Source organism: Marinobacter algicola DG893, from assembly GCF_000170835.1.
GTDB lineage: Bacteria > Pseudomonadota > Gammaproteobacteria > Pseudomonadales > Oleiphilaceae > Marinobacter > Marinobacter algicola.
Window position 1 is genome coordinate 24454 of the sequence record NZ_ABCP01000034.1, and the last position, 13056, is coordinate 37509.

A 13056-nucleotide genomic window follows, 5' to 3' on the forward strand; every position below is an offset into this window, starting at 1 on the left:
TTGTTTGCCCAACAACGAGTTGATGTGTGGCCTGCGATTGCCAGTGCGTGATGGTAGGATGTCGCGACTTCAGTACGTTATGGGAACGACCATGGGCCTTTTGTTTGAACAGATCGACAGCCAACCTTCATCGTTGGGGGAGATCACGCTTCGCCGCCGTCGCATTCCGGCGTTGGGTGACCGGGATATCTACGAGGTAAAGCTGGGTGAAGAGTTCCTCATGTCCAGTATGTTCGTGGACGCGGAAGTGGCCCTGGCCGACCTTGGCCTGAATGCCGTGGAGGGCGAACAGCTAAAGGTGGTGGTAGGCGGCCTTGGGCTGGGTTATACCGCGGAAGCGGCCCTCAAGCACGAACGGGTGAGCGAGCTGCTGGTTGTGGATGCCCTGGACACGGTGATCCACTGGCACCAGCAGGAAAAGGTCCCGTTGGGGAAGGTGTTGAATGCCGACCCGCGCTGCCGCTATGTGTTGGGCAGTTTCTTTGATCTGGCGGTATCGGAATCCGGTTTTGATACCGAAACCTCGGGCAGGGTGTTCGACGCCATCCTGCTGGACATTGACCATTCCCCCAGAGCCCTCCTGAACGAGTCCAATGCCAGCTTCTACAATGCTGAAAGCTTAGGCAGAATGGCGGCCCACCTGCGCCCTGGCGGCGTCTTCGCCATGTGGTCCAACGACCCGCCGGACGAGCCGTTCATGGACGTGTTGCGAACGCTGTTCACGGATGTGGATGCGAAGGTGGTGTCGTTCTATAACCCGTTCCAGAATCGGGAGTCCACCAACACGGTGTTCCTGGCCAGAAAGCCGCTCAGTTGACGGAGCGGCCGGTGTAGCTTGAGAAATCCGGCCGTTGAGGTTGGTGCTGATCGTCCGTCATATAGGCTGATGTCAGGATGAACTCAGCGGTGGCCCGGTTGCAGGCGACGGGAATGTTCCACAACGCAGCGATGCGCAGCAGGGCCTTGATGTCCGGGTCGTGGGGTTGGGGCTCCAGCGGGTCCCAGAAGAACACCAGCAGGTCAATTTCCCCTTCCGCGATCTTGGCGCCAATTTGCTGATCGCCCCCGAGCGGGCCACTGAGCAGGCAATGGATGTCGTCCCGGCCCAGATTTTCCTTGAGCAACCGGCCAGTGGTGCCGGAGGCGTAGAGTCGGAGGGAGGCAAAGCGGGTCTGGTTGTCGGCAACCCAGTCCACCAGTTCTCTCTTCTTGTTATCGTGGGCGACAAGAGCGACGGATTTAACGGCCATTTGCGGTAAAGTCTCCTTTTCGGGGTGTGTCCGGTAATGGGCTCCAGTGTTTCATATTCGTGATAAACGCGGAACAGGAAATAGGTGTTATGTCGACAGATCACGCCATCAACTGGGCAGAGACGCCCGCCGCCGTGTGGCGCCGTCATCGTCAGGGGCTACGGGCCATTCGGCGGCTTGACCCGGTGGGTTGGGGCGACCTGACCGGCATCGAGCGACAGCAGGCGGCCCTGGCCCGCAACACCGAGCGTTTCCTGTCCGGTGAACCCTCGAACAATACGTTACTCTGGGGCGCCCGGGGCACGGGCAAATCATCGCTGATCAAGGCGCTGCTTAACCGCTACCGGCAGCAAGGTCTACGGATGATCGAGGTGGACAAGGACGACCTGGTAAACCTACCGGAAATCGTCGATGACATCGCTGAATTGCCCTGGCGGTTTGTGATCTTCTGCGACGACCTTTCCTTTGAAGTGGGCGAATCTGGTTACAAGGCGTTGAAGAGCGTGCTGGAAGGCTCGCTGGAGCTGCCGCCTGAGAACGTCAGGGTGTATGCCACGTCTAACCGCCGGCACCTGATGCCGGAATTCATGGACGATAACCTGAAAAGCGAGATGCGCGGCGGTGAACTCCATCCGGCCGAGGCGATCGAGGAACAGGTCTCCCTGGCGGACCGGTTTGGGTTGCAGTTGTCGTTCTACGGTTTCCCCCAGGATGTCTACCTGCAGGCCATTGATGCGCTGTTTCCGAAGGTGGGTGATCGTGAGGCGTTGCATCTTGAGGCCATTCGCTTTGCCACCAGCCGGGGTGCCCGTAACGGCCGCACGGCGCAGCAGTTCTATCGCCAGTTTGCCGGCGACCCGGACGCCTTTGGTCAGTAGGCAGCCAGTTACTGTCGCCGCGCCAGCCTGATAAACCGGTGGTGGATCATCCGCACGCCAATGAACACAAGGCCCAGTACAACCGGTATGGCAATGCCCAGAACCAGCGAGGTGTTGACGTCGAATCCGGCGTCATCGGCGGACTCCAGCGCCAGCTTCAGCAGTGCCAGCAGGTAGTAGCTGATGACCACCACGGAAAACCCTTCCACCGTATGCTGCATCATCAACTGGATTTTTGAGCGCCGGTCCATGGAGCTTAACAGCTGTTGGTTCTGGCTCTGGATCGCCAGTTCCACCCGCGTACGCACCATGTCCGAGGCCCGGTCCACTCTGCGTGACAGGTCCTCCAGGCGCCCCTTCACCGATTCGCAGGTTTCCACCGCCGGTGTCAGCCGCCGGGTCATGAACTCGGTGATGGTGAGGTGCCCTGAAAGCTCATCTTCCCGTAACTCTTCCAGGCGGGTCAGTACCAGCTGGTGATAGGCCCTTGTCGCTGAGAAGCGAAAGGTGGCGTGGGCGCGGAAGGCTTCGATGCGGGCCGCGATGTTGGTCAGATCCGCCAATACATCGCGTTCGTCGATATCCTGATTGTCCGCCAGGGACTGGGTAATCACCGCCAGCTGTTGGTCCATGTCGTTCAGCGAAGGCGTCATCTCCCGTGCCAGCGGCAGTGACAGTAGTGACATCAGGCGATAGGTTTCGATTTCCATCAGGCGCTGGGTCAGTCGGCCAAGCTGACTGTCGGACATATCCCGGTTTAGGACCATGAAGCGGCCAAAGCCATCGCTATGGAGCCTGAAGGTGCCCCATACCCGGGCCTTGCCTTCCCAAGGGCTGCTGCCCACAAGCCGTTCTCCCTCGAACCAGTGGCGTATTTGCGCCAGGTCGGTTTCCGGGCCGCTCGAAGCTTGCTGAAGATCAATGTGAAAGGCCGCCACCACGGTACCGGTGAGTGTCTCGAGCCACCCCTTGGGAAGCGATGAGATACCGGTGTCCTGGAACGGCTGATGGTCGTCCTCCGCATCCAGGTTGATAAACGTATAGGAGGCAAACTCCATGTGCATTTCACGCCGGATACGCAGAGAGCCAAAGGTGGCCTCGTAACAGCTGAGGTCTTCCCGCGGCTCGGATTGCCCCAGCATGATATGCAGGTCCTGCCAGTGGCGGAACTGGACGGCCCGTTGCTCCGGGGTCGTCAACAGGGCGATGTGGGTAATCTGCGCCGGGCATGGCAGTACGTGGAACGGCCGGGAATGGAGTTCGTTGTAAAGATCTTCCCGGAGAGGGTGCAGGTCCAGCTGTTTGAGCGGCGGGTTCAAGACATGGTCCTTTGACGGCGATTGAAAGGCCTATACCAGAACGATAAAGGCTCGCGGGCATTTCCGAAAGACGACTTGTGGCTTACGACTCTGGTCGGGGGCGCGATGGCAACACTACCCTGAATCGCACGCCACCGCCCTCATTGCCAGCCATCACCTGGCCGTTGTGGTGCTCGGCAATCAGTCTGACGATCAACAGGCCCTGGCCCAGATGCCCTTCCTGCTGGCCGGTCCGCACGGATACGAAGGGGCTGAAAATATCACTGGCGAGGTTCTCCGGCAGAGAAGAGCCCTCGTTGAAAACACTCAGTTCCAGTTGGCGGGCGTTCTGCGTTAGCCGTACTTCAATGTTTCCCTGTGCTGGCGTGAAATCCCGGGCATTGTCCACCAGTTTGTCCAGGAGCTGCACCAGCAGTTCCGGGGAGCCGTGGCACCGACAACCGTTATCTGGTCCGATGTAGTGAATGCGGTGATCGGGGTCGAGTTCCTGATAGGCGAGGGTGGTTTGGGAGGCGACCTCGGCCAGGTCAAAGGTTTCCTTCTCAGCGTGGTCAAAGCTCTGCTCCAGCCGGGCCGCCTCACTCATACCCTGCAGTATCTGGCTGAGGCGATCCGTGGCGGAGCGGGCTCGCTCGATGTAACTGGTCTGATCAGCCGGGTCTGTGGTTTGTCCCAGATTCTCCAGGGAAGAACGCACCACCGCCACCGGGGTTTTCAGTTCGTGGGACAGGCGCCGGGAGAAGCTTTCCAGATAGTCTGTGTAGCCCTGAAGACGGTCCACCATTTGGCTGAATTGCCGCGACAGGTCGCCCAGTTCGTCCTTCGCTTTTGCCGGTGGCAAGGTGCCCAACACACGGCCATCGTCGTCAACACTGGCACTGACCGCCCGCTGCAGCCGGGTAATGCGCCAGGACAGCCAACTGGCGTAACCCAGCAGAACCAGCATCAGGCCGACAATCAATAACACGCTGCGGGAAATGACCGAGCCAAGGGTGCTACCGGACAGCGCCAGCAACTGGTCCAGCGATTCTTCCAGTACCAGCATCCGGCCGTCGTCCAACGGTTGTTTCACCAGCATGTAGGTGTCGCCGTCCCGGTGACGAACCAGCCCTTGCGATGGCAGTTCCCCGGCGTCCATGCGATAGGTTTCCGCATTCAGGCGTGAAGGCTCAGGTTGGTAAAAACTCACCAGTGCCCGCAGTCCGTTCAGGCTGATGCGTTCCAGGATCTGCAGTGGGCTGAGGCTGTCGAACTCGGGCTCGTCGGTTTCGGAATCCCGTGTCTGACGAGCGATTACCCAGCCGTCCGGCTCCAGAACCCAGGTGCCCTGGCCCGGAGCGATCATGGCCGCAAGTCGGTTTTCGAGTTGTGGCATTCGGGTGACGATCTGGGCTGAGGTAGGGCCGGCAGAGACGCGTTCATCACCGCTGTTTGCAGGCCTCTCCGCAGGCCATGTCACCTGGAAGCCAAGGCGGGACGAGGGGGCCGGTCGCGGCAATCTCAATTCAGCCTGGTAGCCGTTGCTGACCGCCTGCCAGTAGCCGCTGATACGATAGTCGGTCGACCCTTCGCGCTCGGGATCAATGGCGTTGATGGCCCCGGGCGCCTGAGTGCGAATCAGGCGACGGGTTGTCTGTTTCTCGTTGATGACCTGGAGTTGGATCTGGTCATGGGGGTGGCGAGGGTTGCCTGGATTGAAAAAGTCAGCGGTTCGGCCGCTGACACGAATCAGAAGGTAGAGATGGGTTTGATCGACGGCTGCCTGCCAGGATACCTCGGGTCCGTCTTTGTTGGTGGTCCGTTGTGTACCCTGCCACTGTTGCCGGGATTCTTCTTCGTCGTATCCGGGCCAGTCATCGCCGTAACCGTCCAGATTCGGGCTGCGGGACAGGAGGTCGGCGTAGATAACACGGGTGCGCGGCGCAACCGTTGGGGTCCCGGCAAGCTGTTCCGCTGCAAATCCGGCTGTACGTCCGGCCTGACTATGTAACTGACGGGCGGCCTGGTCACGCAGGGCCTGGTCCAGCTCCAGAACGAACTGCAGGCCCGCCCAGGGAATCAACAGCATCAGAAGGCTGGCAATGAAGAGTTGGCGCTTAAGGGTCAAAACTCAGGCCTCATGGGCGTTCCAGCGGTAACCCATGCCGTAGGCGGTGTGAATGCCGTCGAAAGCGTCGTCGATCTGCAGGAACTTGCGGCGTATACGTTTGATATGGGATGTCACTGTATTGTCGTCCAGTACCGTGCTGGCGGCCTCCATCAACTGGTCGCGGCTGCGCACGTGGCCCGGGTGCTGAACCAGGGAATGCAGCATCCAGAACTCGGTCACCGTCAGGTCGATGGGCTGGCCATTCCATTCCGCGGTCATCCGGTCCACATTCAACGCCAGCCGGCCCCGGTGCACCACTTCGTCTGGCTGCTTCAGCGCCTCGGCCCAGGCATCGGCGCGTCGCAGCAGGGCGGTCACCCGCGCCAGCAGGTGATCCATGCTCATGTCCTTGGTGACATAGTCATCGGCGCCCAGCCGCAGGCCGTGAACGGAATCGATGTCACTGTCGCGGGCGGTCAGGAAAATGATCGGCAGGGTTTTGGACAGGCTGCGCAGGTCCTGGCACAGGGTAAAGCCGCCTTCGGGCTCATCGCCCAGTCCCACGTCAATAATGGCCAGGTCCGGCAGGGCGGTGCGTAACACCTGGAAAGCACTGGTGCGGTCACCATAGGCAGACACCCGGTATCCCCGGCGCTCGAAGGCGTCACGGTAGTTTTCCCGGATGGCGGGTTCATCTTCAATCAGCACGATGTGTCGCTTCATAGCCTGCAACCATTCCCCTGTTAATACGGGTTCCTATTTAACCATGGCCTGTGACCAGAACAAGGTAAAGCAGAGGGTTTGCCATAATTCATCATTTTTTCATCGCCGGATCGTCAGATTGTGACACCGGATCGCCGCTTCCATGGGCTGAAATAGTCGCCAGTTGCCACCAGGCGTGCTTTTTCAACCACAGTGATACAAGGAAGCGAAACAATGCTGTTGACCAACCTGGGACCCTATTCACCAACCGCCCCGAATGGTGGGCGGCAGATTACTGGTAGTCTGACAGAGAGTAAGGTCTCTCCCCGGCTTCGACGCTGGCTGGAGGGCATTTCCCTATGGCTGGCAGTGCTGCTTTTCCTGTTTGTGCACCCGGTGTACGCAGAGGCCTCCGAGACCGGACGCGAAGGCGCCGGTGAGTTTCATTTTGTCGATGATGCCGGCCAGCGACTGGGCTCGGCAACCCTGCTGAACACAGACTACAACGTAACCGTCAGCGGTTTGATTGCCGACACCCGCTTGCGTCAGAGCTTCCGTAATACCAGCCAGCAGTGGCGGGAAGGCGTGTTCGTGTTCCCGTTGCCGGACAATGCGAGCGTGTACGGCATGACCATGACCGCCGGCGAGCGGGTGATTGTGGGCGAGATCCACGAAAAACAGGACGCCAAACGCCAGTACGCCAAGGCGAAGGAGGAGGGCCGCAAGGTGGCCCGGGTAGACCAGCAACGGCCCAACCTGTTCACCACCCGTATGGCGAATATTCCCCCCGGTGAAACCATCACCGTTGAACTCAACTACCAGCAGGCGGTGCGTTACCAGTCCGGTGAGTTCGAACTGCGCCTGCCCACTACGCTGACACCGCGCTACATGCCTGGCCAGGCACTGGACAATGAGCCCGCGCAATGGTCCGGCGGTTGGGCCACGCCCACCACGGAAGTGCCGGACGCCGACCAGATCAGCCCTTTTACGGTGCGGCCAGAAGATGTGGGTCCGGATAGCCATCGCGCAACCATTGCCCTGGAAATCAATGCTGGCCTGCCGGTAAGCCGTGTGTCGAGCCCCAGTCATCGTGTGACCAGTACCTGGAATGGCAACACCGTGGAGGTGGCGCCGGAATCCCGGGCCGTGCTGATGGATCGCGACCTGATCGTGCGCTGGGCGCCGGCCCGGGGGATGGAGCCCGCGGCCGCCGTGTTCCAGGAACATTGGCAGGGTAAGGACTACCTGCTGGCGTTGGTGGTGCCCGGCCTCAATGGCAATCGGAGTCTGCCACGGGAGCTGGTGTTCGTGATCGACACCTCCGGCTCCATGGCCGGCGAGTCGATCCGACAGGCCCGGCAGGCGTTGTTGCGAGGGCTGGGCACACTCGATGCCGATGATCGCTTCAACGTTATCCAGTTCAACAGTCAGACCCACTCACTGTTTATGGAATCGGTGCCTGCCAGTGGCAACAACATTGCCCGGGCACGTCGATACGTGAAAGGGTTGAACGCCGATGGTGGTACGGAGATGGCTCCGGCACTGGATGCCGCACTCGAGACGAACGGTGATGGTGGCGAGGCGTCCCGCGCCAGGGTCAGGCAGGTGGTGTTTATTACCGATGGCGCTGTGGGTAATGAAAGCGCGCTCTTCGGGAAAATTCGTGATGGGCTGGGCAGCAGCCGGCTGTTCACCGTGGGCATCGGTTCTGCCCCCAACATGCACTTCATGCGTGAAGCTGCACGCTATGGCCGCGGTACCTACACCGCCATCAGTGACCTGTCGGATGTGGCGCGCCCGCTGGACGAGCTGTTCGGTAAGATGGAGGCGCCGGTGCTGACCGATATTGAAGTGAGTTGGCCGGGCCAGGCCGCTGCAACCGAAGCCTTCCCTGGCCGAATTGGCGATCTGTTCAAGGGAGAGCCCATGGTGCAGGTTGTGCGTGACCTGCCGGCTGAAGGCGCACTCGAGGTTTCCGGGCGTCTTCCGGATGGCAGTCAATGGCAACAGTCGCTAAGCCTCGAACAGGCCGCCAACGGCAAGGGTCTGCACCGTCACTGGGCAAAACAGAAAATCGATAGCCTGATGGACAGTGGGCTGACCGGCCAGATTGATGACGACGCGCGCCAGCATGTGATCCGTCTGGGGCTGGAACATCAGTTGATGACAAAGTACACAAGCTTCCTGGCCCGGGACAAAACCCCGTCCAGGCCGTCGCAGGAGGCCCTGGAAACCGACAGCGTACCCACACTACTGCCCGCCGGGAGCCAGGGCACCATGTTGCGATACCCCCAGACCGCAACCATGTCTCCCCTGCTGATCGCCATTGGCCTGCTTGGGCTGATGTTCGCGGCCGCGATCACGCTCCTGAAGAGGAGGGTGTACCCATGAACCGATTGATTCTGCTGTTGGCGACGACGTTCGCGACTGTCCTCGCGGTTGGCCTGTGGATTCCGTTCAAGGCGCTGGTGGCGCAGGAGCTTCTGGAGCTGGCCTGGGCCGAGAGCCAGGCTCGGCAGCAGGAAACCCGGCCCTGGCCCTGGGCAGACACCTGGCCAGTGGCCCGCTTGATGGTGCCTGAAACAGGACAGTCACTGATCGTACTGGATGGCGTGCACGGCGAAAGCCTGGCTTTCGGGCCGGGGCAGGTGGTGGGGAACGACGGCCGGGCGGGGCCGGTGGTCATTGCCGGCCACCGTGATACGCATTTCCGGGGGCTACAACATCTGGAAACCGGCAGCCGGGTAAAACTGCAGAGTCGCGATGGTGATTGGCGTTCATTCCGGGTGGATCGTATTCGCGTTGTCGATAGCCGGCACGAGCAGATTAATACCGCACAATTGCCCAGGGATTCGCTGTTGCTGGTGACCTGTTATCCCTTTGATGGCCTGCAGAACAATGGTCCGCTACGCTATGTGGTGGAGGCCACAGCCGAGTCACTGGTGACGGCCGATAAAGTCGATAACGCCCTGGCCCGGGAGGCTGTTGCCGGAACCTGATTTTGGCGTACACTTGTGCGCCAAAAAATTGCATCAGGGTTGTCTTCAATGGGAATGCCAAGAAAGCTGCTGGCCTGGCTGATGGTGCCGGTCATCTGTCTGTTCGCGCTGGTTCTGTATGTTGCCCGGCCTTTCAATCCGGACAACAACCGCTTGCTGGCACGAACGATTGCACGTGTCGGTCGTTCGCTCCTGGGTATGGAGCGCCCCCTGGAAGGGGCCGACAACATGCCGCAGGATCGGCCCACGGTCGTTATTGCCAATCACCAGCACAACGATGATCTGTTCGTGATGGGGGACTTGCTACCACCCCGCACGGTCACAGTGGGCAAATCATCGCTGATATGGATCCCGTTTTTTGGCCAGGTGTTCTGGCTCGGAGGCAATGTCATCCTCAACCGGGGGCGCTCCCACAAGGCTGTTGCAGTGATGCAGGCGACCAGCGAGGCGATCAGCCGTGACCGCAAGAGTCTCTGGGTCTTTCCGGAGGGCACCCGCAGCCGCGGCCGGGGCCTGCAATCCTTCAAGAAAGGGGCTTTTCACGCCGCCATTGCCTCCGGTGCCCCCATCACCATGGTCTGCGCCAGTCAGTACTATGATCGTACCTTGGGGTGGTCTGGTCGTCGCGAACCGGTGGCTATTCGGGTGCTTCCGCCTATTGAAACCGCCGGGCTTACGGTTGCGGATATTCCGCAGTTGATGGCTCAATGCCATCAGCAAATGGACGCCGCCATTACTGCCTTCGATCCGACTGCCTGAGAGCGTTTCAGGAGACTGCCCGTGTCATTCGCGGAAGTGCTTGAAGCGTCAGGCAAAACAGGGCAGTCTTTCGGGGACTGTTTCGCTGCTCGGAGATGCATGCAATGAATCTGATTCTGTTCCTGATTATTGGTGGTGTGGCCGGTTGGCTGGCCGGCCTGATCATGAAAGGCCGAGGCTTCGGCGTACTGGCCAACATCGGTATCGGTATTGTCGGGTCCGTTCTGGGCGGTTTCGTTTTCCGTCTGCTGGGCCTGGCTGCACAGGGCGCCATTGGTGAACTGGTTACCGCCACAGTGGGTGCTGTGTTGCTGCTGGCGGTTGTCAGCGCGATCAAGAAGGCCTGATTATGATCGTACCTGTCTCTGCCGTTTTCGCAGCCGTTCTCGGGCTGCTGTTGCTGGTGTTGTCGGGGATGGTTTCCCGTTTCCGCCTGAAATATAAAAAGAGCCTGGGTGTCACCGACGACCGGGACTTCCAGGCGGCCGTCCGTGCCCAGGCGAACCTGGTGGAATACGCCCCCCTGGGGCTGATAATGCTCGCAGTTGCCGAGTTGAACGGTGTTCCCAGTGGGCTGGTGTACTGGACGGGGATGGCCTTTGTGGTGGGGCGCGTATTGCATGCCTTCGGCATGATCAATGGCCGGGGTGGCCCCCATATTGCCCGTATGGCAGGTATTCTGCTGACCTGGGTTGGCATCCTCGCTATTGCCGTATTGCTGCTCTGGAACGTGTTCCAGGTCTACGGCTGAGTCTCCCGCGGGGGCACTCAGCCCCCGGATCTTTGATCTGTAAGGCCGGGCTCCTAGAGCGCCCGTGCCATTTCCATGGTGACGTATTCCAGTTCCAGCCGGCGGTTGGCGGCGTGGTCTTCCGGGCGCGCCAGTGGGCGATCACTGCCCCAACCGCTCACCAGAACCTGGCTTTCCCTGACGCCCTCGCGAATCAGTACTTTGGCCGCGCTGCTGGCCCGCAGGCGGGACAGGAAATGGTTGTATTCACTAACGCCGAAATTATCGGCATGGCCATGGATCCGCACCGTCACGCCCGGGTTGTGCCTCAGGTAGAGCGCGTGCTGGCGCAGGATCGCCAGGTCCTGCTCATCCAGGCGATGTTTGTTGAAGCCGTAGTGAAACCGCAGCCGGTGTGGTTTGCGGGGAGTGCTGTCCGATGCCAGTGAGGGCATGGGCAAGCCTGATTCGATGGCCGCTCTGGCAAGTAGATCCGGATTGTCCAGTATGAGTACAGTCATGGCAGTTTCCTTGGTTGCACGTCCTGTTTTTCTTGTTGTCCCGGCAACTATTGGCTGTGGCCGGGACAACGGCAATTGGCGATTGGTCGAAACCCATACTCCGTGCTCGTTTCGAGCATCGTGCGATTCGCCCCTTTGCGGCTGCCCTGATTGAATGTCATTTGTATGACCATCGTGTGACAACCGCAGAGTAGCCTGTTTGTGGTGCCGCGCACAGTTTGTTTTGCCCGTGGCCGGCTAAACCGCTTCAGGATTCATTACAACGCGAAAAACTGGCCATGCTGTGGTAAAAAGCACCCCTGAAGAGACAAATTATGATGAATTGTGACGGTCCATGCTGATTATCCCCGCCGAAAACACCGTGAACTGGAAGCGCCCGCCCTGGGTTACTCTCGGGCTGATCACGACATGCCTGCTGGTATTCTTCTTTTACCAGGGCGACGACAACCGGCTGATTGAAGAAGCGGTCGAGCAGTATCTGGAGTCGGACCTGAAGTCGCTGGAAGCCCCGGTGTATGAGGACTACCTCGAGCGACAGATCGAGTTTGAAGACAACAAAGATCGGGTCAACGACCTGCAGAATTTCCAGCAATTGCAGGAAGAGGGCGGAGACCTTTGGGTTGCCTATAGCCTGTTGGCGGACCGTGAGTTTTACCAGTACATGCTGCAGAACCGGGACAGGCTTTTGGCGCCGGCCGAGCGCCGCCTCTGGCTGGAGCAGCGTGGGGATATTCAGACCCAACTGATGGATAAACTCAGTGCCAATCAGCTAGGGCTGGTACCGGCGGAATTTTCCCTCTACACGCTGATTACCTACCAGTTCCTCCACGGCGGTTGGGGTCACATTATTGGCAACCTCGTGTTCCTGTTCCTGCTGGGGTTTACCGTCGAGAAGGCTTTGGGGCCAGGGCGTTTTCTGCTGGCATACCTGTTGTGTGGTGCCCTTTCGGGCGTGGTGTTCACCGCGTTTTCCATGGGCAGTCACATCCCGCTGGTGGGTGCATCCGGGTCCATCTCCGGGCTCATGGGCATGTATGTGGCCATCTACGGGCTGCAGAAAATCCGCTTCTTCTATTTCGTGGGTGTGTACTTCAATTATTTTCGCGCCCCGGCGTTGGCGATCCTGCCCGTGTGGTTGGGCAAGGAAATCTACGATTACTGGTTCGCCGGGGCCACCGGCATTGCCTACATGGCTCACGCGGGTGGCTTGGTGGCTGGCGCCGGTATGGTCTGGCTTCTGGGTAAGAGCTGGTTGCAGGTGAAGGAAGAATTTTTCGAGCCAGAGGAAGATGAGCAGGACGAGCGTTTCACCACCGGCTACAGCCAGGCCATGGCCAGCCTCGGGCGGATGGATTTCGACCTGGCCCGGCACCAGTTCGAGGCGCTGAGAGAGCACTATCCGGACCGCACTATCCTGTTGGAGCACTTATATCAGCTGGCGAAACTACGCCCGGACCTGCCGCAATACCGCGAGCGGACGCAGGAATTGATGAACGAGTCCCTTAGCCGTCGCCAGCCCGAGCGGATGGTTGAAATCTGGCAGGAATACCTGAGCAAAGGCGAGGGCCACGCGCCGCTTGATGCCGAGGATCACAACCGGGTGTTGTTCACCTGCCTTCGTAATGACGACCTGAAAGCCGCGGAGAAAGCCTTCGAACGCCTGCGCAGCGCTGGTGACCAGCTCCTGGCTAGCGAAGCCTGCCGTTTGCTGGCAGAAGAGTTCGAAAAGCGCCAGATGACGCCAAAAGCTCGCCACTACAGGCAGTTGTTACAAGAAGGCTAACTCACGGTTTGGCGGCCGAGTGTTGG

13 protein-coding genes are annotated in these 13056 nt (G+C 59.9%); 8 read left to right on the top strand and 5 right to left on the bottom strand.

Translation table 11 applies throughout. From position 1 onward, the window contains the following. Positions 1-4: 4 nt before the first annotated feature. Complete coding sequence (locus MDG893_RS16185) at positions 5-817, top strand: polyamine aminopropyltransferase (protein WP_244264443.1); 813 nt, start codon at positions 5-7, stop codon at positions 815-817. Here MDG893_RS16185 and MDG893_RS16190 read toward each other — a convergent pair. Continuing rightward, positions 810-1250 (bottom strand): methylglyoxal synthase, encoded by a 441-nt coding sequence (locus MDG893_RS16190; RefSeq protein ID WP_007154894.1) that lies wholly within the window; start codon positions 1248-1250, stop codon positions 810-812. The genes MDG893_RS16185 and MDG893_RS16190 overlap by 8 nt on opposite strands. Before the next feature lie 89 nt (positions 1251-1339). Between MDG893_RS16190 and MDG893_RS16195 the strand changes: the two genes are divergently transcribed. Beyond that, positions 1340-2128, top strand: coding sequence for an ATP-binding protein (locus tag MDG893_RS16195; RefSeq protein WP_007154895.1), 789 nt, complete (start codon positions 1340-1342; stop codon positions 2126-2128). A gap of 8 nt (positions 2129-2136) precedes the next feature. Here MDG893_RS16195 and MDG893_RS16200 read toward each other — a convergent pair whose 3' ends face one another. The 3 genes from MDG893_RS16200 to pdsR all read right to left on the bottom strand — a co-directional run bounded on the left by MDG893_RS16200 (position 2137) and on the right by pdsR (position 6259). Continuing rightward, positions 2137-3447, bottom strand: a complete 1311-nt coding sequence (locus MDG893_RS16200; RefSeq protein ID WP_007154896.1) for a DUF3422 family protein — start codon at positions 3445-3447, stop codon at positions 2137-2139. Positions 3448-3529: 82 nt separating this feature from the next. Next, positions 3530-5554 carry an ATP-binding protein gene (locus MDG893_RS16205; protein ID WP_007154897.1) on the bottom strand — a complete coding sequence of 675 codons (2025 nt, stop codon included), beginning with the start codon at positions 5552-5554 and terminating at the stop codon, positions 3530-3532. A 3-nt stretch (positions 5555-5557) separates the two neighbouring features. Beyond that, positions 5558-6259 (bottom strand): proteobacterial dedicated sortase system response regulator, encoded by a 702-nt coding sequence (pdsR, locus tag MDG893_RS16210; protein WP_007154898.1) that lies wholly within the window; start codon positions 6257-6259, stop codon positions 5558-5560. Positions 6260-6472: 213 nt separating this feature from the next. Here pdsR and MDG893_RS16215 point away from each other — a divergent pair, with 213 nt between their 5' ends. From MDG893_RS16215 to MDG893_RS16235, 5 genes are all read left to right on the top strand, one after another. Next, the gene (locus MDG893_RS16215; protein ID WP_007154899.1) at positions 6473-8629 is read left to right on the top strand and encodes a marine proteobacterial sortase target protein; all 2157 of its coding nucleotides are present in this window, start codon (positions 6473-6475) and stop codon (positions 8627-8629) included. Then, the gene (locus tag MDG893_RS16220; protein ID WP_007154900.1) at positions 8626-9237 is read left to right on the top strand and encodes a class GN sortase; all 612 of its coding nucleotides are present in this window, start codon (positions 8626-8628) and stop codon (positions 9235-9237) included. Before MDG893_RS16215 ends, MDG893_RS16220 begins: the two co-directional genes overlap by 4 nt. Before the next feature lie 48 nt (positions 9238-9285). Then, the gene (locus MDG893_RS16225; protein WP_007154901.1) at positions 9286-9996 is read left to right on the top strand and encodes a lysophospholipid acyltransferase family protein; all 711 of its coding nucleotides are present in this window, start codon (positions 9286-9288) and stop codon (positions 9994-9996) included. A gap of 104 nt (positions 9997-10100) precedes the next feature. After that, positions 10101-10343: a GlsB/YeaQ/YmgE family stress response membrane protein gene (locus MDG893_RS16230; protein ID WP_007154902.1), complete on the top strand. Its 243-nt coding sequence runs from the start codon at positions 10101-10103 to the stop codon at positions 10341-10343. A gap of 2 nt (positions 10344-10345) precedes the next feature. Next, positions 10346-10747, top strand: coding sequence for an MAPEG family protein (locus tag MDG893_RS16235; RefSeq protein WP_007154903.1), 402 nt, complete (start codon positions 10346-10348; stop codon positions 10745-10747). A gap of 53 nt (positions 10748-10800) precedes the next feature. On the opposite strand, the gene MDG893_RS16240 is transcribed toward MDG893_RS16235, so the two are convergent. After that, positions 10801-11247, bottom strand: coding sequence for an OmpA family protein (locus MDG893_RS16240; protein WP_007154904.1), 447 nt, complete (start codon positions 11245-11247; stop codon positions 10801-10803). Positions 11248-11581: 334 nt separating this feature from the next. On the opposite strand from MDG893_RS16240, the gene MDG893_RS16245 reads away from it, so the two are divergent. After that, positions 11582-13030: a rhomboid family intramembrane serine protease gene (locus MDG893_RS16245; RefSeq protein WP_007154905.1), complete on the top strand. Its 1449-nt coding sequence runs from the start codon at positions 11582-11584 to the stop codon at positions 13028-13030. The last annotated feature ends 26 nt before the right edge of the window (positions 13031-13056 follow it).

Coding starts and splice junctions, on each gene's coding strand:
- MDG893_RS16225 (WP_007154901.1), top strand. CDS start 9,286: ATGGGAATGCCAAGAAAGCTGCTGGCCTGGCTGATGGTGCCGGTCATC.
- MDG893_RS16195 (WP_007154895.1), top strand. CDS start 1,340: ATGTCGACAGATCACGCCATCAACTGGGCAGAGACGCCCGCCGCCGTG.
- MDG893_RS16190 (WP_007154894.1), bottom strand. CDS start 1,250: ATGGCCGTTAAATCCGTCGCTCTTGTCGCCCACGATAACAAGAAGAGA.
- MDG893_RS16245 (WP_007154905.1), top strand. CDS start 11,582: ATGCTGATTATCCCCGCCGAAAACACCGTGAACTGGAAGCGCCCGCCC.
- pdsR (WP_007154898.1), bottom strand. CDS start 6,259: ATGAAGCGACACATCGTGCTGATTGAAGATGAACCCGCCATCCGGGAA.
- MDG893_RS16240 (WP_007154904.1), bottom strand. CDS start 11,247: ATGACTGTACTCATACTGGACAATCCGGATCTACTTGCCAGAGCGGCC.
- MDG893_RS16215 (WP_007154899.1), top strand. CDS start 6,473: ATGCTGTTGACCAACCTGGGACCCTATTCACCAACCGCCCCGAATGGT.
- MDG893_RS16235 (WP_007154903.1), top strand. CDS start 10,346: ATGATCGTACCTGTCTCTGCCGTTTTCGCAGCCGTTCTCGGGCTGCTG.
- MDG893_RS16230 (WP_007154902.1), top strand. CDS start 10,101: ATGAATCTGATTCTGTTCCTGATTATTGGTGGTGTGGCCGGTTGGCTG.
- MDG893_RS16220 (WP_007154900.1), top strand. CDS start 8,626: ATGAACCGATTGATTCTGCTGTTGGCGACGACGTTCGCGACTGTCCTC.